The organism is Pseudomonas sp. S3_A03 (genome assembly GCF_054668275.1).
In genome coordinates, this window is sequence record NZ_CP162753.1 from 4350904 (window position 1) to 4373936 (window position 23033).

17 protein-coding genes and 2 pseudogenes are annotated in these 23033 nt (G+C 61.6%); 7 read left to right on the forward strand and 12 right to left on the reverse strand.

Annotated elements, in window-relative coordinates:
* Positions 1–196 precede the first annotated feature (196 nt).
* The 3 genes and pseudogenes from AB4O25_RS20000 to AB4O25_RS20010 form a co-directional block, all read right to left on the reverse strand.
* On the reverse strand, positions 197–2545 hold the full coding sequence (locus AB4O25_RS20000) for an FdhF/YdeP family oxidoreductase (protein WP_460149912.1): 2349 nt from the start codon (positions 2543–2545) through the stop codon (positions 197–199).
* Positions 2542–3380, reverse strand: a pseudogene (gene fdhD / locus AB4O25_RS20005) (formate dehydrogenase accessory sulfurtransferase FdhD). Before fdhD ends, AB4O25_RS20000 begins: the two are co-directional and overlap by 4 nt.
* A 109-nt stretch (positions 3381–3489) precedes the next feature.
* Positions 3490–4365, reverse strand: coding sequence for a LysR family transcriptional regulator (locus AB4O25_RS20010; protein WP_460149452.1), 876 nt, complete (start codon positions 4363–4365; stop codon positions 3490–3492).
* Between the two features lie 133 nt (positions 4366–4498).
* Between AB4O25_RS20010 and lysM the strand changes: the two genes are divergently transcribed.
* The gene (gene lysM, locus AB4O25_RS20015; protein ID WP_460149913.1) at positions 4499–4939 is read left to right on the forward strand and encodes a peptidoglycan-binding protein LysM; all 441 of its coding nucleotides are present in this window, start codon (positions 4499–4501) and stop codon (positions 4937–4939) included.
* A 48-nt stretch (positions 4940–4987) separates the two neighbouring features.
* Here the strand turns inward: lysM and yrfG are convergent, their stop codons facing one another.
* Positions 4988–5650, reverse strand: a complete 663-nt coding sequence (yrfG, locus tag AB4O25_RS20020; protein WP_460149914.1) for a GMP/IMP nucleotidase — start codon at positions 5648–5650, stop codon at positions 4988–4990.
* Between the two features lie 87 nt (positions 5651–5737).
* On the opposite strand from yrfG, the gene nudE reads away from it, so the two are divergent.
* Both nudE and cysQ read left to right on the forward strand, forming a co-directional pair.
* The gene (nudE, locus tag AB4O25_RS20025; protein ID WP_065876642.1) at positions 5738–6304 is read left to right on the forward strand and encodes an ADP compounds hydrolase NudE; all 567 of its coding nucleotides are present in this window, start codon (positions 5738–5740) and stop codon (positions 6302–6304) included.
* On the forward strand, positions 6301–7137 hold the full coding sequence (gene cysQ, locus AB4O25_RS20030; protein ID WP_223496861.1) for a 3'(2'),5'-bisphosphate nucleotidase CysQ: 837 nt from the start codon (positions 6301–6303) through the stop codon (positions 7135–7137). Before nudE ends, cysQ begins: the two co-directional genes overlap by 4 nt.
* 65 nt (positions 7138–7202) lie before the next feature.
* Here cysQ and AB4O25_RS20035 read toward each other — a convergent pair whose 3' ends face one another.
* Genes AB4O25_RS20035 through rfbB form a run of 7 tightly spaced genes read right to left on the reverse strand, consistent with a single transcriptional unit; the run spans position 7203 to position 14277 of the window.
* A complete protein-coding gene (locus tag AB4O25_RS20035; protein ID WP_065876659.1) occupies positions 7203–7658 on the reverse strand; it encodes a thioesterase domain-containing protein in 456 nt (151 codons plus the stop codon).
* A gap of 26 nt (positions 7659–7684) precedes the next feature.
* A complete protein-coding gene (locus AB4O25_RS20040) occupies positions 7685–9061 on the reverse strand; it encodes a sigma-54-dependent transcriptional regulator (RefSeq protein ID WP_017526027.1) in 1377 nt (458 codons plus the stop codon).
* The gene (locus tag AB4O25_RS20045) at positions 9058–10866 is read right to left on the reverse strand and encodes a sensor histidine kinase (protein ID WP_017526026.1); all 1809 of its coding nucleotides are present in this window, start codon (positions 10864–10866) and stop codon (positions 9058–9060) included. The genes AB4O25_RS20040 and AB4O25_RS20045 overlap by 4 nt, the downstream gene beginning before the upstream one ends.
* 36 nt (positions 10867–10902) lie before the next feature.
* Complete coding sequence (gene rfbD / locus AB4O25_RS20050) at positions 10903–11784, reverse strand: dTDP-4-dehydrorhamnose reductase (RefSeq protein WP_065876645.1); 882 nt, start codon at positions 11782–11784, stop codon at positions 10903–10905.
* Positions 11781–12326 carry a dTDP-4-dehydrorhamnose 3,5-epimerase gene (gene rfbC / locus AB4O25_RS20055; protein WP_017526024.1) on the reverse strand — a complete coding sequence of 182 codons (546 nt, stop codon included), beginning with the start codon at positions 12324–12326 and terminating at the stop codon, positions 11781–11783. The genes rfbD and rfbC overlap by 4 nt, the downstream gene beginning before the upstream one ends.
* The gene (gene rfbA / locus AB4O25_RS20060) at positions 12323–13198 is read right to left on the reverse strand and encodes a glucose-1-phosphate thymidylyltransferase RfbA (protein WP_017526023.1); all 876 of its coding nucleotides are present in this window, start codon (positions 13196–13198) and stop codon (positions 12323–12325) included. The genes rfbC and rfbA overlap by 4 nt, the downstream gene beginning before the upstream one ends.
* On the reverse strand, positions 13195–14277 hold the full coding sequence (gene rfbB / locus AB4O25_RS20065) for a dTDP-glucose 4,6-dehydratase (protein WP_460149915.1): 1083 nt from the start codon (positions 14275–14277) through the stop codon (positions 13195–13197). The genes rfbA and rfbB overlap by 4 nt, the downstream gene beginning before the upstream one ends.
* Before the next feature lie 151 nt (positions 14278–14428).
* Here rfbB and AB4O25_RS20070 point away from each other — a divergent pair.
* From AB4O25_RS20070 to AB4O25_RS20085, 4 genes and pseudogenes are all read left to right on the forward strand, one after another.
* A pseudogene (locus tag AB4O25_RS20070) lies at positions 14429–17328 on the forward strand (aminotransferase).
* 121 nt (positions 17329–17449) lie between these two features.
* A complete protein-coding gene (aguA, locus tag AB4O25_RS20075; RefSeq protein ID WP_017526020.1) occupies positions 17450–18556 on the forward strand; it encodes an agmatine deiminase in 1107 nt (368 codons plus the stop codon).
* A gap of 235 nt (positions 18557–18791) precedes the next feature.
* A complete protein-coding gene (locus tag AB4O25_RS20080) occupies positions 18792–19007 on the forward strand; it encodes a hypothetical protein (protein WP_017526019.1) in 216 nt (71 codons plus the stop codon).
* 491 nt (positions 19008–19498) lie between these two features.
* A complete protein-coding gene (locus tag AB4O25_RS20085) occupies positions 19499–20791 on the forward strand; it encodes an OprD family porin (RefSeq protein ID WP_017526018.1) in 1293 nt (430 codons plus the stop codon).
* A gap of 73 nt (positions 20792–20864) precedes the next feature.
* On the opposite strand, the gene AB4O25_RS20090 is transcribed toward AB4O25_RS20085, so the two are convergent.
* Complete coding sequence (locus tag AB4O25_RS20090; RefSeq protein WP_460149916.1) at positions 20865–22994, reverse strand: M48 family metallopeptidase; 2130 nt, start codon at positions 22992–22994, stop codon at positions 20865–20867.
* Positions 22995–23033: the final 39 nt, after the last annotated feature.

Genomic DNA, 23033 nt, shown 5'->3' on the forward strand with positions numbered 1-23033 from the left:
CAAGGGGATGACGGCGCGATCCTGAGGCTGTATTGACATTGTGACAATAGAAATCCGACCAGTAGCACGAGTTGTACACAATTCTCTAAGTTACTGTTTTAACTACGGAACTTAAGTGATTTTTGCGAGTCATTAGCTACTTCGGAACGGCCGCTTTTTTACAAAAGCGGCCTTTTTTTGTGTCCGAAATGATCGGTCAGGCCGAACGCGACAGGATCAAACCGCTCTCGCTCGCCGCTTCCAGGCGTATCGCCACAAATTTTGAGGTTGGCGTATGGCTGCCATCGCCTGTGCTTTCGAGCGGCACCAGTGGGTTCACTTCCGGGTAATACGCCGCTGCCTGCCCCGCCGGAATATCAAATGCCAGCAAGGTAAAGCCCTTGACGCGGCGCTCGCGGCCATCCTCCCACAGCGACACGATGTCGGCCTTCTGCCCAGGCTTGAAGCCCAGGCGGATAATGTCGGCTTCGTTGACGAACAACACATCGCGCTGGCCTTTGACCCCACGGTAACGGTCGTCCAGGCCATAAATGGTGGTGTTGTACTGATCGTGGGAGCGCATCGACTGCATGATCAGGTCCGGCACGCGCCCTGTGGCGTGGGTGCGCTCGTGGATCAGGTCCTTGGGCAGGATGTTCGGGCGGAAGTTGGCGCGGCCCGAGGGCGTGTTCCAGCGGCGTGCGCCGGCGGAGTTGCCCAGATAGAAGCCGCCCGGATGTTTGATTTTTTCGTTGAAGTCCTTGAAGCCTGGGATGGTGTCGGCGATCAGATCGCGGATGCGCCCGTAGTCGGCCACCAGCCAGTTCCAGTCCACCGGTTTGCTGCCCAGGGTGGCGGCGGCGATGCCGGCGAGGATGGCGGGCTCGGACTTCATCAGCTTGGACAGCGGTTGCAGTTGGCCATTGGAGCCGTGAACCATGCTGAACGAGTCCTCCACTGTGACCGCTTGCGCGCCGTCGGCCTGGATGTCGATATCGGTGCGGCCCAGGCACGGCAGAATCAGTGCGTCTTTACCGTGGGTCAGGTGGCTGCGGTTGAGCTTGGTGCTTATTTGCACGGTCAGGTCGCAATTGCGCAGTGCTTCGAAGGTGCGGGTGCTGTCCGGCGTGGCTTGGGCAAAGTTGCCGCCCAGGCCGATAAACACTTTGGAACGCCCTTCCAGCATGGCGTGGATGGCTTCCACCACGTTGTGCCCGTTGGTGCGCGGTACCTGGAACTGGAAACGACGCTCCAGAGCGTCGAGGAACGCCACCGGCGGACGTTCGTTGATGCCCATGGTGCGGTCGCCCTGCACGTTACTGTGGCCGCGCACCGGGCACAGGCCGGCGCCTGGGCGGCCGATGTTGCCGCGCAACAGCATCAGGTTGGCGATTTCCTGGATGGTCGGTACCGAGTGGCGATGCTGGGTGATACCCATCGCCCAGCACATGATCACGTTCTTGCCCTTGGCGTACATGCGCGCCGCCTGCTCGATCTCCACCAGTGGCAGGCCGGATTGCTCAACGATTTCATCCCACGAGGTGTCGTCGATCTTGGCCAGGTAATCCAGCACGTTGGCGGTGTGTTCGTTGAGGAAGTTGTGGTCGAACACGGCTTCCTTGCCTTCGGCCTGGGCCTGGCGTTCCCACAGCAGCAGGAACTTGGCCATGCCGCGCAGGATGGCCATATCGCCGCCCAACGCCGGACGGAAATAGGCGGTGTTGGTCGGCCTGTCGCCGTTGGTGAGCATTTCCAGCGGGTGTTGCGGGTGCTGGAAGCGTTCCAGGCCACGCTCTTTGAGTGGGTTGATGCACACCACCTGGGCGCCGCGCTTGACCGCTTCGCGCAGCGGTTCGAGCATGCGCGGGTGGTTGGTGCCGGGGTTCTGGCCCCAGACGAAGATCGCGTCGGCATGTTCGAAGTCATCAAAGGTCACGGTGCCTTTGCCCACCCCCACGCTCTGGGCCAGGGCCACGCCGCTGGCTTCGTGGCACATATTCGAGCAATCCGGGAAGTTGTTGGTGCCATAGGCGCGCACGAACAACTGATACAAGTAGGCCGCCTCGTTGCTGGCGCGGCCCGAGGTATAGAACTCGGCCATGTCCGGGCTTGGCAACGCATTGAGGTGTTGACCGATCAGGGCGAACGCCGCTTCCCAGCTGATGGGCGTGTAGTGATCGGTTTGGGCGTCGTAGCGCATCGGCTCGGTCAGGCGGCCCTGGTATTCGAGCCAGTAATCGCTCTGCTCCAGCAGCGCGGTCACGCTGTGCTTGGCGAAAAACGCGGCGTCCACACGGCGCTTGGTGGCTTCCCAGTTGACCGCCTTGGCGCCGTTTTCGCAGAACTTGACCATGCCGCTTTCCGGCGAATCGCCCCAGGCACAACCGGGGCAGTCAAAGCCGCCGTTCTGGTTGGTCTTGAGCATCATGCGCAGGTTTTTCAGTGCGTTATCGCTGGTCAGCCAGGCCTGTGCCACGCTGATCAGGGCACCCCAGCCGCCGGCCGGGCCTTTGTAAGGCTTGTAGCGCGGGGTCGGGGTTTGGTCGGCTTGATGATGATTGCTCACGGCTGGTTCTCCATCGCAGGGCTGTAGACCCGCGGCGCACTTTTTGCGGCAGGTGGATGAGATTGAGGTTGTGTCGGCGAGCCCATTGCAGGGCCAGGCCGGTGGGCGACGACAGGCTGACCAGGGTCTGGATGCCCGCGCGCAGGACTTTCTGGATCAACTCGAGGCTGCAACGGCTGGTGACGATCGCCAGGCCGCCTTCGGTCGGGATCTGTTGGCGGATCAGCGCGCCGATCAACTTATCCAGCGCGTTATGCCGACCGATGTCTTCGCGGCCCAGCAGCAACTGGCCCTGGCTGTCCATAAACACCGCCGCATGTACCGCGCCGCTGTACTGGCCCAAGGGCTGGAAGGCGCTGATGCGCTGGCGCAGGCCATCAAGCCATGCCGCAGGCGGTAACGGTGCACCGGGCAAGACCTTCAAATCCGGCAGAGCCTGCTCTACGGCTTCGACGCCGCACAGGCCGCAGCCGCTGGTGCCGGCCAACTGGCGACGTTGCTGTTTGAGGTTCCAGAATGCGCGGCTGGAAATCTGTACATGGGCGTACTGGGCAGAGCCCGAACCGCTGAGTTTCAGGTCATAAATCTCGCTAACGTCGGCGATAATGCCGCTGCCGATACTGAAACCAACGATAAAGTCTTCCAGATCGGTCGGTGTTACCAACATGACCGCCTGGCTGATGTCGTTGTAGGCAATCGCCAACGCCACTTCTTCCGCCAACGCAGTGCTGGCGACGTCTGTGTGTTCGAGTGTGCAGTACTGGTAGCTCTGGCTGGCGGCGGGCGCGGGCGTTTCGAGAGCGGGCGCCGCGCAGACTGGGCGCTTGGCGTTCATGAGGCAATACCACCGGCGGATTGATCAGTGTTTAGACTAGGCGCGACAAAGCGTCGCGTCTAATTGCCAGTACTGATCTACCGATAGATGACGTCGATCAAGGCTCGATCTACGATTTCTGATACAGCGCGAAACAGGCCTCGGCCAACGCCGAACGTGGCGCGCCGCGCCGCATGATCAGCCCCAGCCGGGCGAGGGTGTGGGCGTCTTCGATGGGTTGCAGGCGCAGGTGCTCGGTGAGCGCTTCCAGGCCTCCGTCCAGCGGCATCACGGCGCAGCACAGTCCACCGTGTACGGCTTGTAACAACTGATGGACGGCATCGGTTTGCAGCAGCGGTTGGGGGTTGAGCCCTCGGCTGTGGAAGTTGTGGTCGATGGACTGGCGAAAATGCATGCCGCTGGTGAGCATGCCCAGGGGCAGTTCGATCAGTGCTTCCCAGCTCAACGGCTTGTCGCCGAAGCTGAAAAAACGTTGATCGTAGAGCAGGCCCATGCGCGTTTCGCCCAGGGCCAGCGAATCGAAGCGCTCGTTATCCAGGCGCTCCAGGTATGACACGCCCAGGTCCAGGCGATTGCTCGCCAATTGCTCAAGGATCTGTTCCGAGCTTAAGGCCGACAGCTCGAAGCGCAGGCTCGGGTGCTCTTTATGCAACTGTTGCATCAACGCCAACGGATCAAAGCTCGACAGCGGCACCACGCCCAGGCGCAACGTACCCACCAGATTGCCCCGGCAGGCCGCCGCTTCGGCTTGCAAACCGTCATACGCCGCCAGCACGGTGCGTGCCCAGGCCAGCACGCGTTCGCCGGGGGCGGTAAAGCCTTCAAAACGCTGGCCGCGATTGACCAACGGCAAGTCCAGCTCTTCTTCAAGGCTGCGCAGGCGCATCGACAGGGTCGGCTGAGTGATATGGCAACGCGCCGCCGCCTGGCCAAAGTGACGGGTTTCGTCGAGGGCGATGAGGAATTTCAGCTGTTTGATGTCCATCTTCGCTCCAGGGCTTATTCCAATGGCGGGGGGGATTCTAGCGCGTTTGGGTCTTTGGTCGGTCTGGAACCCAATTGTGTAAGGCTGGTCTAGTCTTGGGCATCTGGAACTTAAATACCAAGGAGAGTGCACCATGAGTCTTTTTAGTTTTGTTAAGGAAGCCGGCGAGAAGTTGATCGACCTGTTGACGCCGGGCAATGCGAATGCCAGTGAGCAGTTGAAGGAGCACGTAGCCAAAGTGGGTCTGGGTAATCCGGATGTACAGACCACGGTGGAGGGCGACAAGGTGACCGTGACCGGTAAAGTCGCCACTCAGGAAGAGAAAGAGAAGATTCTGCTGGCGCTGGGCAATATTGCCGGTGTGGCCACTGTGGATGACCAGATCACCGTAACCGGCCCGGCCGTTGCCGCTGCCCGTTTCGTCGTGGTGAAAAAGGGCGACACCCTGAGCGCGATTTCCCTGACGGTGTATGGCAACGCCAACCAGTACAACAAAATCTTCGAGGCCAACAAGCCGCTGTTGTCGCATCCGGACAAAATCTACCCAGGGCAGACGCTGCGCATTCCTGAGTAACAACGCAGGGCAAAATGTGGGAGGGAGCAAGCTCCCTTCCACATAGGTTCAGAGCCCGGCAATCAGGTCCCGGTAATCATCGACCGCCGCAAACTCCGCCGTGTCCTTCGGCCCCTTTTTGCTGTCCGGCTCTTTCACCGCCAGCAAATGCCCCACGCCAAAATCCCGCGCACTGCGCAAAATCGGCAACGTGTCGTCGATAAACAGACTGCGCGAGGGGTTGAAGCCGGTGTCGGCTTGCAGCGCATCCCAGAATTGTGGGTTTTCCTTGGCAAAACCGTAGTCATGGGAGCTGATCAGCCGCTCGAAATACGGCGCCAGTTCGATGCGCTCAAGCTTGAGCGACAACGAATCGCGGTGGGCGTTGGTGATCATGATCACGCGCTTGCCGGCCTGTTTGATCGCCGCCAGGAAGGTATCGGCATCCGGGCGCAGGGCGATCAAGTGAGCAGTTTCCAGCTTGAGCTCGCGCACCGGGATCTTTAGTTCGGCACTCCAGAAATCCAGGCAATACCATTGCAACTGTCCGGCGTTACGCTCGAACAGTGGCAGCAGCTCCATCTTGGCCATGGCCCGGCTCACACCGTGCAGTTCGGCATAACGCTGGGGCAGGTGTTCCATCCAGAAGTGGTTGTCGTAGTGCAGGTCGAGCAAGGTGCCGTCCATGTCCAGCAGGACGGTGTCGATGGTTTGCCAGGGCAAAGAGGGCATGGGGCGTTCTCATATAAGTAAAGATATCCGACACAGACAATCGGAAAAGCCACGGTATAGTACCCCGATCACGCCAAGGAGCCGCTTATGCGCCAGAAACCCACCGTCCTCGCCCGCGAAATAGTCGCCAGTAGCCGTTTGTTCCGCGTGGAGGAAGTGCAATTGCGCTTTTCCAACGGCGTTGAACGCACCTACGAGCGCCTGGTGGGTCGCGGTGCCGGTTACGGCGCGGTGATGATCGTGGCGATGATTGACGCAGACCATGCGTTGCTGGTGGAAGAATACTGCGGCGGTACCGACGAATATGAGTTGTCGTTGCCCAAGGGGTTGATCGAACCCGGCGAGGATGTGCTGGCGGCGGCAGACCGCGAACTCAAGGAAGAGGCCGGCTATGGCGCGCGGCAGTTGGAGCACATTACCGAACTGTCGCTGTCGCCCGGTTACATGAGCCAGAAAATCCAGGTGGTATTGGCCACCGATCTCTATGAGGAGCGCTTGGAGGGCGATGAGCCTGAGCCGATGCGCGTGGACAGGGTCAACCTGCGCGAGCTGTCGCAGTTGGCGCAAAACGAGCAATTCAGTGAAGGCCGCGCCCTGGCGGCGCTGTATCTGGTACGAGACCTGTTGACCCAGCGTGGAGTGTTTGGCGCATGAGCGAACTGTTTTTAGGCCACCCGTTTATCGCCCCCGTGATCGAGTTGGCGCGCCAGGCCGGTGAAGCCATCCTGCCGTACTGGCGCGCTGATGTGGCCGTGACCTCCAAGGCTGATGATTCGCCGGTGACGGCCGCGGACCTGGCGGCTCACCACCTGATTCTCGCGGGCCTGACTGCGCTGGACCCGAGCATCCCGGTACTGTCTGAAGAAGACGCCAATATCGACCAGAGCGTGCGCGCCGGTTGGACGCGCTGGTGGCTGGTGGACCCGCTGGACGGTACCAAGGAGTTCATCAGCGGCAGTGAAGAGTTCACCGTCAATATCGCCCTGATCGAAAACGGGCGTGTGGTGTTCGGTGTGGTGTCGATGCCTACCAATGGCCGTTGCTATTTCGGTGGCGCGGGGTTGGGCGCATGGCGCTCCGATGTGAACGAAGCACCTCGGCAGATCCAGGTGCGCGAGGCACCGGCGGCCGGTGAGGCGTTTACTGTGGTTGCCAGCCGCCGACACACCAGCCCTGAGCAAGAAAACCTGTTGAATGGGTTGAGTGCGGGGTTGGGTGAGTTGAAGTTGGCAAATATCGGCAGTTCGTTGAAGTTCTGCCTGCTGGCCGAGGGCAGCGCCGATTGCTACCCCCGGCTGGCGCCGACGTCGCAGTGGGACACCGCCGCGGCCCAGGGTGTGCTGGAAGGCGCGGGCGGCGAGGTGCTGGAATTGAGCGGCGAGCCGTTCAGCTACCCGGCGCGGGCGTCGCTGTTGAACCCGTTCTTTCTGGCGTTGCCGGCCAAGGCGGCATGGCGTGAGCAGTTGTTGACCCTGGCCCGTTCTTAAAACCTGCGCAAATCAAAATGTGGGAGGGGGCAAGCCCCCTCCCACATTTGTTTTGTGTTTGGCTGCTAGCGGTGCAGGACGTATTGGCCCGTGAAGGCTACCGCTCTTTGGTCACTGCCCTCATTCACGATCCACGTGTCCAACGTCAACCGCGCCCGGCCATAGCGCTTGTAGGTCGCCAAGAAACGCTTCCACACCTTCTCTTCCGGCGCGGCGCAAATAGCCGTAGCGTCCTGCGTCACCGGCAGCGGGTAACTGATCTGCCCCTCTTGAATCACGATATGCCCGTCTTCAATCCCTTCCTCGCGCAGTTGCAGGTGCAGCCAGCCCCAGCCCGCCAGCACGGCGCCGCAATACAGGCTGCCGCCGAACATGGTGCTCTTGTGGTTGATATTGGCCTCAAGGGGCAAGTGCAGTTGCAGTTGCCCGTGTTGCCAGTCGAGCACCTTCAAGCCCATTTCCCGGGTGAGGGGGATGTCGTGGTGGAGGATGGATTCCAGGTAACGGCTGTCGCGGCTCATGGCGGCCTCGTGGTGGGTGGGCGGGGTCATTCGTCGTCAGCGCTTTGGTTGGCGAAGTTGAGGCCGTGCTTGCGCAGTTTGTCGTGCAAGGTTTTACGCGGCACGCCGAGGGCTTCGGCGAGGCTGCGCATGGAGCTGTGGGGGCGGGTCAGCTCGGCGGCGATCAGGCTTTTTTCGAACTGCTCGACCTGTTCGCTCAAGCCGCCCGGGGTGGACGTGAGCGCGCCGCTGGCGGGGTTGTCCGGCGTGCTGTCCAATGCCAGTTCCAGGCCCAGGGCGAAGCGCTCGGCGGCGTTTTGCAGTTCGCGCACGTTGCCCGGCCAGCTATGGCGCAACAACAAGGCGCGCTGGCCTGGCTGCAACTCGTGCAGCGGCAGGCCGTGACGGCTGCTGGCTTCGTCGGCGAAGTGCTGGAATAGCATCAACGCGTCTTCGCCACGCTCGCGCAGGGGAGGGATGCGCAGCGGGGCGACGTTGAGGCGGTAATACAGGTCGGCACGGAAACGGCCCTGGTCCGCCGCCTGGCGCAGGTCTTCCTTGGTGGCGGCGATGATGCGGATATCCAGCGCAATCAGCTGATTGCCGCCCAATCGCTCCACCACGCGCTCCTGCAACAGGCGTAGCAGCTTGACCTGCACGTCCAGGCTCATGCTTTCGATTTCATCCAGGAACAGCGTGCCGCCGTTGGCGAATTCGAATTTGCCGATGCGGCGTTTCTGCGCACCGGTAAACGCGCCGGGCTCATGACCGAACAGTTCGCTTTCCACCACCGACTCGGCCAAGGCCCCAGCGTTGATCGCCACAAACGGCCCGCTGCGGCGGCTCGACAGGTCATGCAGCGCACGGGCCACCACTTCTTTGCCGGCGCCGGTCTCACCCAGGATCAACACATCGGCCTTGGTCGCCGCCAACGCACCGATCTGTTCGCGCAGGCGCAGCATTTGCGGCGAGTGCCCCACCAGGCGCGTGCTCAGTTGCTGACGGTCGCTCAAGGCCAGGCGCAGACTGCGGTTGTCCAGCACCAGGCGGCGCAGGGCCAGTGCGCGGCGCACGCTGTCGAGCAGCGCGTCGCTGGCAAAGGGTTTTTCGAGAAAGTCATAAGCGCCCGCGCGCATGGCCTGCACCGCCAGCGGCACGTCGCCGTGGCCGGTGATCAGCAGCACCGGCAGGTCCGGGTCCTGGCCGTGCAGTTCGGCGAGCAACTCCAGGCCGTCCATGCCGGGCATGCGGATATCGCTGACCACGACGCCCGGCCAATCCCGCGTCAGGCGTGCGGTAAGGCCGCTGGCTTCACCCAGAGGCAGGACTTTCAGCCCGGCCAGGTCCAGGGTTTGGCACAACGCCTGACGCAGGTGCGGATCGTCGTCGATCAATACCACCTGAATCTGGTTATCGATACTCATACACTGCGGTCCTCGGACGGTTGCAGGCTCACGCCCGGCGAGCCGGCACGCAATTTCAACGTTAATAGCGCACCGCCTTCCTTGTGGTTGGCGAACAGCAATTCACCGCCAAACGCACGCATCAGCGTTTCACAGATCGCCAGGCCCAGCCCCAGGCCCTGGGTGCGCGTCTTGGTGGTGTAGAACGGCTCGCTGGCGCGGCCCAGCGCTTCCATGCAAAAGCCTGGGCCGTTGTCGCGAATGTACAGGTTGACGCCCTGTGCGGTGGTTTCGGCACTCAGCCACAGTTTGCGTGGCGGGCCTTTTTCGGTGAGCGCATCGAGGGCGTTGGCCAGCAGGTTGCCCAGCACCTGGCGCAAGCGGGTTTCGCCGGCTTGCACCCATAAGGTCGCCTCCGGCAGATCGCGGATCAGTTCCACTTCCATCGACCGCCGGCGCTTGGCCAGCAACGCCAGCGCATCGTCCAGCGCCGGTTGCAGCGCCACACTCTCCGGTGCGTGCCGGTCGCGACGGGCAAAGGCACGCAGGTGAGCGATGATCGAGGCCATGCGCCCGGTCAATTCGCTGATCAGCTTGAGATTGCCCCGCGCATCGGCGGTGCGTTCATGGTCGAGCAGGATCTCGGCGTTTTCCGCATAACTGCGAATCGCCGCCAGGGGCTGGTTGAGTTCGTGGCTGATGCTCGCCGACATGGTGCCCAGCGCCGACAGTTTGCCGGCCTGTACCAGGTCATCCTGGGCGCGCACCAATTCTTGCTGGGCGTGTTCGCGCTCCAGCACTTCCTGTTTGAGCCGCCGGTTCAGGCCTTCGAGGTCGCTGGTTCGCTCGGCCACGCGCATTTCCAACTCGCGCCGGGCCTTGGCTTCGAAGGCGATGCGTTCCAGGTAGTGGCGACGGCGCTGCATCAGCAGGCCCAGCAGCAACATCAACACCAACAGTGTCGCGCCGCCCACGGCAACCACGGTGCGCACGGGGCGGCTGATCAAGGATTGCGGCGCCAGGATCTCCACGTTCCAGCCGGTCTCGGCGATGGCGGTGGATTGGCGCAGCCAGGCGGTGCCGCTCAGGTTCAGCGGCTGCGGGTCGCGGGTTGGGTAGGGCTGGATCGCAATGATGGCCTGGCGCTCTTCGGCGGTCAGCGGCCGGGTGGCGCGAAAGCGCCATTGTGGGCGCGAGGTGAGGATCACTACGCCGTTGTGGTCGGTGACCAGCAGTTGTTCCGGGGTATTGCCCCACAGGCTTTCGGTGTGGTCCAGGTCGACCTTGACCACCAGCACGCCGATGATCGTGTCACCCTCGCGCACGGCGGCGGCGAAGAAGTAGCCGCGTTTGGCCGACGTGGTGCCCAGGCCGAAAAACCGCCCCAGGCGCCCGGCCATGGCTTCGCTGAAGTACGGGCGGAACGAGAAGTTGCGCCCGACGAAGCTGTCCTGTTTATCCCAGTTGGAGGCGGCGAGGGTCTTGCCGGTGGTGTCCATCAGGTACATCACTTCTACCCCGGCCTGGGCGGCAACGTCCTTGAGCAACTGGTTGGCGTTGGCCAGGTGGGTGCTGACGTGCGGCGCATCCAGGGCGGTGCGCAGGGCGGGCAAGTCACCGAGGATCTGCGGCAGCACTTCATAGCGATGCAGTGTGCCCAGCAGGTTGGCCACGTACAGGTCGAGAGTCTGGCGGTTTTGCCCGGCCAGTTCGCTGCGGTAGTAGCGCTCGGCCAAATGCTCCAGCGGCCACAACAGCGGTGCCAGGCACAGCGCCAACAGAGCAAGGCTGCGCCAGCGGGGTCTTCGCGCAAGGGATGGAGTCATGGGAGTCGTGCGCCTGGGGGTACAGGCGCATTATGCCTAGTGCTGTTGTGTAAGACACTCGCGCAATGCGTCTTGCCACTGCGGCTGGCTGACGTGCCATTGCTGTTGCAGGCGGCTGCAATCGAGGCGTGAGTTCAGTGGGCGCCGGGCCGGCGTTGGGTAAGCGCTGGAGGGGATCGCTTGCAGTTCGGCGCAGGCCTTGCCCTCGGTGCGTAAATGCTCGCCAATCGCCTGGGCGAAACCGAACCATGAGGTTTCACCCTGGGCGCTCAGGTGATAAACGCCCCATTCGCCGGCCTCGCCGGCCCGCCAACGTTCGATCAACGCACGGGTGCTGGCGGCAATGGTCCCGGCCCACGTCGGCGCGCCGATCTGGTCGGCGACGATGCGCATTTGCGGTTTTTCCTGCAGCAGGCGCTGCATGGTCAGCAGGAAGTTTTTACCGTGGTTGGAATAGACCCAACTGGTGCGCAGAATCAGATATTCGCCCCCCACCGCCGCAATCGCCTGCTCACCCGCCAGTTTGCTTTGCCCATAGACCCCCAAGGGGTTGGGTGTGTCGGCTTCGGTGTAGGGCGCGGGTTTGCTGCCGTCGAACACGTAGTCGGTGGAGTAATGGATCAGCGGGATGCCCAGGGCCTTGGCCTCTTCAGCCAATACACCAGGGGCGATGGCGTTGATGGCGAAGGCGGCGTCTGGTTCGCTTTCGGCTTGGTCGACCGCCGTGTGCGCGGCAGCGTTGATGATCAGGTCGGGGCGGTGGGTGCGTATCTGCCGGCGGATCTGGTCGGCGTCGGCCAGGTCGAGTTGGTCGCTACCCAGCACGATCAACTCGCCCACGCCTTGGAGCTGCTGTTGCAGCGCCCGGGAGACTTGGCCGTGCCGGCCGGTGATGAGGATCTTCAAAGGGGGCGTCATGGGAAAAGGTCGGCTTCCTTCAGCAATTTGCCGGCTTGGTCTTTCGCCGACAGTTGCGGTGTCTCGGTGAGCTGCCAGTCGATGGCCAGCGCCGGGTCATTCCAAAGGATGCAGCGCTCGGCGCTCGGCTGATAGTAGTCGGTGGTTTTGTACAGGAACTCGGCGGCGTCGCTCAGCACCACAAACCCATGGGCGAAGCCTTCCGGCACCCAGAGCTGGCGGTTGTTCTGCGCCGACAGGCGCACGCCTACCCACTGGCCGAAGTGAGGTGAACGGCGGCGTATGTCCACAGCCACGTCCAGCACTTCCCCGGCGATGACCCGCACCAATTTGCCCTGGGTGTGTTCCAGTTGGTAATGCAGCCCGCGCAGTACGCCTTTTTGCGAGCGCGAATGGTTGTCCTGCACGAAGTCGCGCTTGAGCCCGGTCGCGGCTTCAAATGCACGGGCGTTGAAGCTCTCGTAGAAAAACCCACGCTCATCCCCGAACACTTTGGGTTCCAGGATCAGCACGCCGGGCAGTGAGGTTTCAACGACGTTCACTGTTTGTCTCCAGCCAGCGCGTACAGGTATTGGCCATAACCGGTTTTGCCGAAGTATTTGGCACGTTCCAGCAGGTGGTCGCGGTCGATCCAGCTATTTTCATAGGCGATTTCTTCGAGGCAGGCGACTTTCAGGCCCTGGCGATGCTCGATGGTCTGCACGTACTGCGAAGCTTCCAGCAGGCTGTCGTGGGTGCCGGTATCGAGCCAGGCAAAGCCACGGCCGAAGCGTTCTACATGCAGGTCGCCGCGCTTGAGATAAGCATTGTTGATATCGGTGATTTCCAGCTCGCCACGAGGTGAGGGCTTGACCGCCTTGGCGATCTGGATCACGTCGTTGTCGTAGAAATACAGGCCGGTCACGGCATAGCTGGACTTGGGCTGGGCCGGTTTTTCTTCAATCGACAGGGCGCGGCCTTCGCTGTCGAAGTCGATCACACCGAAGCGCTCCGGGTCCTTGACCCAATAGCCGAAAACCGTAGCCCCCGAAGGCCGCTTGGCCGCGCCCAACAACTGCTCGCCAAAATGCTGACCGTGGAAGATGTTATCGCCCAGGATCAGGCACACCGGATCATCACCGATAAATTCTTCGCCAATGATAAACGCCTGCGCCAGACCATCCGGCGTCGGCTGTTCGGCATAGCTGAAACGCACGCCAAACTGGCTGCCATCACCCAGCAGGTTGCGATATTGCGGCAGGTCCAGCGGCGTGGAGATCACCAGGATGTCCTTGATTCCGGCGAGCATCAGCACCGAAATCGGGTAATAGATCATCGGCTTGTCATACACCGGCAGCAGTTGCTTGGACACACCCAGGGTAATGGGGTGCAAACGGGTGCCGGAGCCGCCCGCCAATACGATTCCCTTCATCATGCAATCAAATCCTTCATATCGGTGTTGCCCAAACGTTCGCCCTGATAACTGCCGTCCTGGACCCTGCGGCACCATTCCAGGTTATCCAGATACCACTGCACGGTCTTGCGCAGGCCGGTTTCGAAGGTCTCTTGCGGGACCCAGCCCAATTCACGTTCGATCTTGCTGGCATCGATCGCATAACGCTGATCGTGGCCGGGACGATCCTTGACGAAGGTGATCAGGTCGCTGAATTTTTCGACACCGGCCGGCCGCTGCGGCGCCAGCTCTTCCAGCAGGCCGCAGATGCCACGTACTACGTCGATGTTCTTTTGCTCGTTGTGGCCGCCAATGTTGTAGGTTTCGCCGACGACACCTTCGGTGACCACTTTAAGCAGCGCGCGGGCGTGGTCTTCGACGAACAGCCAGTCACGTACCTGCAAACCATCACCGTAGACCGGCAATGGCTTGCCCGCGAGGGCGTTGAGGATCACCAGCGGGATCAGTTTTTCGGGGAAGTGGAACGGCCCGTAGTTGTTCGAGCAGTTGGTCAGCAGCACCGGCAGGCCATAGGTGCGTTGCCAGGCACGCACCAGGTGGTCGGACGCGGCCTTGCTCGCCGAATAGGGTGAGCTGGGGGCGTAGGGCGTGGTTTCGGTGAACAGATCATCCACGCCGTGCAGGTCGCCATACACCTCGTCGGTGGAGATGTGATGGAAGCGGAAGGCGCTCTTGGCCGGCTCTGCCAACGTAAGCCAATAAGCGCGCGTGGCCTCAAGCAGGCTGTAGGTGCCGACAATATTGGTCTGGATAAAGTCCGACGGGCCGTCAATCGAACGGTCGACGTGGGACTCGGCGGCCAAGTGCATGATGGCCTGTGGCTCAAAGCGCGCAAGCACCGCGCTGACGGCCGCCTGATCGATGATATCGGCCTTGACGAACTCATAACGGCTATCGGCGGCGACGCTGACCAGCGACTCCAGGTTGCCGGCGTAGGTGAGTTTGTCCAGGTTAAGCACTTCGTGCTCGGTATGTTGGATCAGGTGGCGGATTAGGGCAGAGCCAATAAAACCGGCGCCACCGGTGATGAGAATGCGCATGTCGGAGGGCCTTTTCCTTAGACGTACTTGAAGCGAATGGGGCATAGCTTGAGTCGTGGAGCCCAGCTCTGCAAGAACCATGTAAGTGGGGGTTGCCTAACGCCCCTGAACAATGGCGATATAGACGTCTAAAAAAACCGAGGTCGTCACAATGCTGCTCGCCACGCTGATCCACCGTGCAAGCCTACCCAGCCCTCAGCTAGGCCCCGATCAGGCCGCTCAACTGCTTGCGCGGCACTACGGCCTTAGTGGCACTTTGCAGTCATTGGGCAGCCAGCAAGATCTCAATTACAAACTTGACAGCATTCAAGGCCGCTTTGTTCTGAAAATCTGCCGTGGCGATTATGCCGCTGCAGAGTTGCAGGCCCAGCACGCGGCGCTCAATGCGGTGCACGGCGTGCGCGTGCCCAAGGTCATCAAGGCCCTGAGCGGTGAGGAGCTACTGACACTGAGCGTCGGCGGCCAAACCCTGCACCTGCGGTTGTTGGACTATATCGACGGTCAGCCACTGACTCATTTGCCGCATCTGGGGCGTGATGTGATCGCTGCGTTCGGAGACCTCTGCGGCCGTATGAGCCAGGCATTGGCCGATTTTGAACACCCTGGCCTGGACCGCACCCTGCAATGGGACCCGCGCCACGCCCCGGAACTGATCACCCACTTATTGGCCACCCTGCAAAACCTGCCCCACCGCGCTGCGCTGGAGCAGGTGGCCGAGCAGGTTGAGGCGCGCGTAGGCCCTTTGGCGGATCGCCTGCCGTGGCAAGCGGTGCACATGGACATCACCGACGACAACGTGGTGTGGCAGCGCGATGCTCAGCGGCGGTGGCAGTGGCAGGGCGTTATCGATTTTGGCGACCTGGTGCGCACGTGGCGCATTGCTGACCTGTCGGTGACCTGTGCGGCCCTGCTGCACCATGCCGAAGGTGACCCCTTTGCCATCTTGCCGGCGATTCAGGCGTGCCACGCCATTACCCCCTTGCAACGCGAAGAGTTGCAGGTGCTGTGGCCGCTGATTGTCGCCCGCGCAGCGGTGCTGGTGCTGAGCAGCGAACAACAGCAACGTCTGGACCCGGACAATGCCTATCTGTTGAAAAACGCCGACCATGAGTGGGAAATTTTCCATGTGGCGACATCGGTGCCGTTCGAGCTGATGGAGGCGGCGATTTTGCGCTGCGTGGGCGAGGCACTCGCGCCGATTGCCGATGAAGGCTTCGTGCCCTTGTTGCCGGGGCTGATGGGGCGAGAATTCGCGCTGATCGACCTGGGGGTGCTCAGCCCGCATTTCGAAGCGGGCAATTGGGAGACGCCCGGTATCGACCATCGGTTATTGGACGAGGCGGCGGCAGTGCATGGGCTGGCGGCCAGTCGTTATGGCCAATACCGGCTGTCGCGCACCTGCCCGGACAGCGCCGCCGAGCCGGAAAGTTTCCCTCTTCACGTCGAGTTGCATGTGCCCCATGGGACGACCTTGGAAGCGCCCTTCGCCGGCACGTTGCGCCAGGACGCCGATGGCCTTGTGTGCGTGCAAGGCGTTGAGTTGAGCGTGCGTTTGCGCGGCGTGAAGACGGTATTGAAGCCCGGTTCGCTGCTGGTAAAAGGGCAAGCCCTGGGTGAGGTCCAGGCACCGCTGACCGTGCAACTGTGCCGTGCAGACCTGGAGCCGCCGCTGTTTTGCACGCCTTCCCGGGCGCAGGCCTGGCAGGCACTGTGCCCATCACCTTCGGCATTGCTCGGCCTGGCCTGTGACGCAGAGCCGGAGCTGGACGCCGACGTCCTGCTCGCGCGCCGCGACGCCAGCTTCGCCCGGTCACAGAAGCACTATTACGTCGACCCACCGCGCATCGAGCGCGGCTGGCGCAACCACCTGATCGACATGCAGGGCCGTTCCTACCTGGACATGCTCAACAACGTGGCGGTGCTGGGCCATGGCCACCCGCGCATGGCCGCGGTGGCGGCGCGGCAGTGGTCGCTGCTGAACACTAACTCGCGGTTTCACTATGCCGCGATTGCCGAGTTTTCCGAGCGCTTGCTGGCGCTGGCACCCAAGGGCATGGACCGCGTGTTTCTGGTCAACAGCGGCACCGAGGCCAATGACCTGGCCATCCGCCTGGCCTGGGCCTACAGCGGCGGGCGCGACATGCTCAGCGTGCTGGAGGCATACCACGGTTGGTCGGTGGCGGCGGATGCGGTGTCCACCTCGATCGCCGACAACCCCCAGGCGCTGAGCAGTCGCCCGGACTGGGTGCATCCGGTGACCGCGCCGAATACCTATCGCGGCGAGTTTCGGGGGCCGGACAGTGCACCGGACTACGTACGAAGCGTGGAACACAACCTGGCGAAAGTGGCTGCGAGCAAGCGCCAATTGGCGGGGTTCATCTGTGAGCCGGTGTATGGCAACGCGGGGGGATCTCCCTGCCGCCAGGCTATTTGCAGCAGGTGTATGAACGGGTCCGCGCCCAGGGCGGTGTGTGTATCGCCGATGAAGTGCAGGTGGGGTATGGCCGCATGGGGCACTTCTTCTGGGGTTTTGAAGAACAAGGCGTGGTGCCCGACATCATTACCATGGCCAAGGGCATGGGCAACGGCCAGCCGTTGGGTGCGGTGATTACCCGGCGTGAAATCGCCGAAGCCTTGGAGGCCGAGGGGTATTTCTTCTCGTCATCGGGGGGCAGCCCGGTCAGTTGCCGGATCGGCATGGCGGTGCTGGATGTCATGGAAGAAGAAAAGCTGTGGGAAAACGCCCAAGTGGTTGGCGGGCATTTCAAGGCTCGGTTGCAAGCACTGATCGAGCGTCACCCGCTGGTGGGCGCGGTGCACGGGTCCGGCTTCTATCTGGGCCTGGAGCTGGTACGCGACCGGCAAACCCTGGAACCGGCCACCGAAGAGACCACGCTGCTGTGCGAGCGCCTGCGTGAGTTGGGAATCTTCATGCAGCCCACCGGCGATTATCTGAACATCCTCAAGATCAAGCCGCCGATGGTTACCTCTAAACGCAGCGTGGACTTCTTTGTCGACATGCTGTCGAAGGTGCTGGATGAACAACTGTAATTAATCGATTGTTATCGGTTATTGCTTGTCATATTTATCGATCATGCTCGTTGATCGCTTTTAAAGCCGATTTTTATCCGTTATAAAGTCGGCCTTTACCCCATTCGGAGTCTTGATCGCCATGACCACCCTGCACAGCACCCCCCGCGCCGATGGCTTTTATATGCCTGCCGAATGGGCGCCACAAACGCAAACCTGGATGATCTGGCCCGAGCGCCCGGACAACTGGCGCCTGGGCGGCAAGCCGGCGCAGGCGGCCCATGTGGCCGTGGCCAAGGCCATTGCGCGCTTCGAGCCGGTGACCGTGGCGGTTTCCGCCGGCCAATACGAGAACGCCCGTGCGCGCTTGGACGTGCCGAATATCCGGGTGGTGGAAATGTCCAGCGATGACGCCTGGGTGCGTGACACCGGCCCGACCTTCGTGATCAACAACAGCGGCGAAGTGCGCGGCGTGAACTGGGATTTCAATGCCTGGGGCGGGTTTGATGGCGGCCTGTACGCGCCGTGGAACCGTGACTCGCAGGTGGGCGGCAAGATCCTCGAAATCGAACGCGCGCCGCGCTACCGCACCGAAGGCTTTGTGCTGGAGGGCGGCTCGATTCACGTCGACGGCGAAGGCACCCTGATCACCACCGAAGAATGCCTGCTAAACCGCAATCGCAACCCGCATCTGGATCGTGCCAGCATCGAAGCGGTGTTGAGCGACAACCTGGCGGTGGACAAGATCATCTGGCTGCCCGATGGCCTGTTCAATGACGAAACCGACGGTCATGTGGATAACTTCTGCTGCTACGTGCGTCCCGGCGAAGTGCTGCTGGCCTGGACTGACGACCCGCAGGACCCGAACTACGCACGTTGCCATGCGGCCATGGATGTCCTGCAAAGCAGCACCGATGCACAGGGCCGCCCATTCACTGTGCATAAAATGCCGATCCCTGGGCCGCTGTATGCCACTGAGCAAGAGTGTGCCGGCGTCGACCCGGTGGACGGCTCCCAAGAGCGCAACCCGAGCGTGCGCCTGGCGGGTTCCTATGTGAACTTCCTGATCGTCAATGGCGGCATCATCGCGCCAAGTTTCGACGACCCGTTGGACAGCGAGGCCAAGGCCATCCTGCAGAAGCTGTTCCCACAGCATGAAGTGGTGATGGTGCCGGGGCGTGAATTGTTACTGGGTGGCGGCAATATCCACTGCCTGACCCAACAACAGCCGGCCCCGCACAGAAACTGAGTGCAGTTGTAACAGCGCCTTTCGTGTAACCGGGCGCTACTCGGTTTCAGCGCCTAAAGCAAGCCCGCGGCCCAGCACGGTCGCGGGCTTTTTTGCGGCTGTATGCCTGCAAATACGGGACATTGGCATAGCTCTTGTATCGGTGATGCTCACAGTGGTTCAGGGGCATGACTGCGCGGTTCTGTCATAAACCTTGAGTAAGTTAGCCGCTCAAGCAGTAGGAGAGAGCGCTGAAATGAACGCCGATATCAACCTGATGAATACCCGTACGTTCCACCCTTTGCGGGTCGACGGCGACGCGATCCAGGCGCTGGGGCTCTGGTTGAAGGAACACGGCTCGCGGCAGATCAGGCAGCAGCCCGATTTACGCAGCGTGATGAGTGAACGCTACCCGGTGGGGTTGTTCAGCGAGGATGAACTGCATGCGTTGTGTGACGTGTTGAAAAACTAGGCAACGCAGCTAACACCTGTGGGAGGGGCTCCGATTGCGGTCTGTCAGCCAAGTTTTCAGTAGCTGATCCACCGCAATCGGGAGCAAGCCCCCTCCCACATATTTGACGGGTGTGTCGCTTTTTAGAAACTGTAAGTACCTCAGCGCCGCCCGCACATCCCAGCCCTTCTGACGGAACCCGAGCAATCCTTTTCGAGCTTGGCATCTTGTAGGCCAATGTCGCTCAAGGCCAGAAAGGCTCTCAGCCATTGCTTAGAATTAAATCGCCTAAATACAGACGATTCACGAAATTGACACATAGTTCAACGCGCGACTAGGATTGCGCCCAACGCCTGTGGCTAACAGCCATGACTCATCCAATAAGAAAAGGCCCGCGGCATGTTCAGTCGTCCGCGGGCCTTCTTTTTTCCGGATAAAGTCGACACCAGAAAAGCGACACGGAGCCCTGGTGTCACAGCGCGTACTCAACCAGAAATAAGGAATACAAAAAAATGTTGAAGCAACGGATGAGTCTGATCGCTCTGGGGATTTTGAGCGCATCGGCAGCCATGGCAAACGACCAGGAGCAATCCAAGGGTTTCGTTGAAGACAGCCACCTGAACATCGCCGCACGTAACGCCTATATCAGCCGCGACTATAAAAACGGCAAGCAAGACAAAGCCGAATGGGGCCAGGGCTTCATCGGCAAATTCGAGTCCGGCTTCACCCAAGGCACCGTCGGTGTGGGTGTGGACGTGATCGGCCAATACGCTATCCGCCTGGATGGTGGTAAAGGTCGCAGCGGTGCGGGCGGTATCAACTTCTTCAAGCAAGGTGACAGCGGCGCGGCAGCCGACGACCTGGCCAAGGGCGGCGCGGCAGTGAAGTTCCGTGTCTCCAACACCGTGCTCAAGTACGGCGATCAAATGCCGGCCGTCCCTGTGCTGCAGTACGACAACTCGCGCCTGTTGTCGGAAACCTACACCGGTACCTCGATCGTTTCCAAAGAGATCGAAGGCCTGCAACTGGACGCTGGTCGCTTCACCAAGGAAGCCCAAAAAGCCGCCGAAGGCACCGACAGCGGCAACCTGAAAAACATCAGCTACCTGGGCGGCAGCTACAAGTTCACCGAAAGCCTGTCTGCTGCGCTGTACGCTTCCGACATGGAAGACGTGCTGAAGAAGCAATACGTCAACGTCAACTACGTACTGGCCCTGCCGGAAAAACAGTCGCTGACCTTTGACTTCAACGGCTACAAAACCAAGCTGGACAAGAGCTTCGCCGAGCAACGCGGCGATGCCGACGCGCGCGACAACAAGATTTGGAGCCTGGGTGCCACCTGGGCAGTGGGCGCACACAGCTTCACTCTGGCCCACCAGCGCAGCACCGGCGACACCGGCTACCTGTATGGCGGCTACCGCGACAATACCCGCGACACCGGCATCGGCGATGGCGGCAACACCATCCTGCTGGCCAACTCGTACTGGTCCGACTTCAACGGCAAGGACGAGCGTTCGTGGCAAGCGGGCTACGGCATCGACTTCACCACCTTCGGCGTGCCGGGCCTGACCTACAACGTCGCTTACGTGCGCGGTACCAACATCGACGATGGCTCTGGCCGTGGCGATGGCACCGAGCGTGAAATCTGGAACCAGTTCAAATACGTGGTCCAGAGCGGCCCGGCCAAAGACCTGAGCCTGCGCGCCCGTGCCTCGTGGTTGCGCGTGTCCAACAACGCCAGTAACTACAACGTTGGCGGTAACGAACTGCGTCTGTTCGCCGACTACCCGATCAACGTTTTCTAAGTGATCGCACGTCGTGCCTGATGCCAGGCGATAAAAAACCCCGACTGGTTCGGGGTTTTTTTATGGGCGCCGATCAGTCCTCGCGGTGCTGCAAAATCTTGCGCGCCAGCGATGCGTTGACGTAGTCAGTCATCAGCACCAGGCCGTCGTAAGGCTCGATCTTTTTATTGTCGATGCACAGCTGTGCCATCTGCAAAAGCACCTGGCGCTTCTTCTTGTTGACCCGTGCACCAGGCACGCCGAACGCGGTTTTGCGCAACTCGGGCAATGGCGCTTCCGGCGTCAGCTCCACCGTCACCCAGATGCCTTGCATAAATTGCAACGTGACGCTGTCGATGTGCTCGATGGGCAACGGCTGCGCCAGGTTGGCAAACACAAAATGTTCCGGCGTCAGGCGCAACGCAATTTGTGGGGCGCGTTTGAACCGACGCACGCCCAGCCATAGAAAGATCAGCGCGATGCTACCGATGGCCGCACCGGCGCCGAGGGCGGACAACGGCGTGCCCTTCATGCGCTCCGGCGCAAGCCAAGGCTGGGCCATGACCCACAGCCCGAGCAGCACGAACGGGATCGACAGCACCGCCATCAGCACAGCGCCTCGGCGCCCGCCCTCGTGCAACGCATGCTCGCCCTGGGCCGATGCGACCATGGTTTCCAGCAGATGGGTGTGCTCGGCGTTCTCCACCACCGCCACCTCAATCAAGTCGCCGGACAGTTGTTCGCGTAATGCCCTTGGTGCGCTGAAACAGGCGTCGATTTGCGCATTCGCCGCGTCACGGTCCACCTCGCGCGTGGCGCTGCGCACTGCATCGTCCAATGACACACCCAATGCCTGTAGGCGTTCGCCATTGGACGGGTGGGAATCGGTCGGGTGCGCTTGCTGAATCTCCAGGGTTTCGGGCGGCAGTTGCAGCTCACACCCGCGCAAGGCGCCGAAAACCGCATCGGGCAGGTCCGTCGCTGACGCCGCGTCGCACAACGCCAGCAGTGAGTCCTCAATGTGCGGCTGCAACACCGCCACCCGCAACAACGCCGAGGCGGCCGCGGCATTGCCCACCAACCGCGCGCCGGCGGCATCCGCGAGTAATTCGCGCTCACGGCTCCAGTGGTTCACCGCCTGGTCAAAGCGCTGCATGAAAAACACGCCGAACATGAACGACGGCCGCATCAACCGTCCCTGGATAAAGTCGCTGGCCAGCAACGCGTTCCACAGCGCTTCGAGGCTGCGATTGACCCCATCGTAGATCGGCAAAAAGCGCAGGCTGTACGCCGTGTCTTGCCCCGCAAAGTGCGCCAGCTCGTGGCCGATCACCGCGCCGATTTCCTCACGGCTCAACAGGCCCAGGTACAGCAGCGGCACATGCAAGGTGCGCCCCTGCAGCGCAATGTCCGCCGGTTGCACAACGGCGTCGCTGGAGGTCACGTAAAAACCCTGGGCCAGGCTCACCACAATATGGTCCGGCGGCAGCGCGCCCAGTGAACCTGCCAACTCGTTTACATACCGCCACAACCCCGGCGCCTGCTCGGGGCTGACCACCTGGCCGTACATCTCCAGCGGCTCGGGCGTGAACATCCCCAGCATGTGGCGCAGCTGTTTAAGCAACTGCCAGATCGAATACAGACAGAACGCCGCGACCACCCCCAGCACCGCCATCAGCTTGACTTCGCCGCTGCCCAGCCGACCGATATGCCACATCGCCAAGCCTTCAAAACTCAGCACCAACGCGACCGCCGCCGCCATCGCCACCCCATGGCTCACCAGCACATAGGGCAACAAGCGGCTGCCCAGAGAGAACACCTGCAACAACCTCTGCCGCGACCGCCGTGCCCGCCGCCCCGCCCAATACGTACCCGCCAAAGCGGCCACGCCAACCCCTGCCGCCAACAGCCCCAGGCCCATCACCCACGGCGCCAGCCCACGCATCACACGGTTCACGCGATGAGCAATGGGCAGTTCGGTTTCGATTTTTGCCAGGCGGGAGAGTGCCAGTTGCACACCGATTGTTTCGTCTACCAGCTTGACCTTGGCCGCCGGGTCCTTTGCCGCCAGGGCTTGAAGTTGCTGCTTAGCGATATCCACATTGATGTGGTAATCGATCATCGCGGTGGTGGTTTCGTCAGCCCGCTGACGCTCCCAACCACCCAGGGCAGCGAGCACCAGCGGGAAAATCACCAGCAGAGCAACTAATTTCAGGGCGTTCATGGGGGGCCGTTCACCACGCAGAGATGAACAGGGTTATAC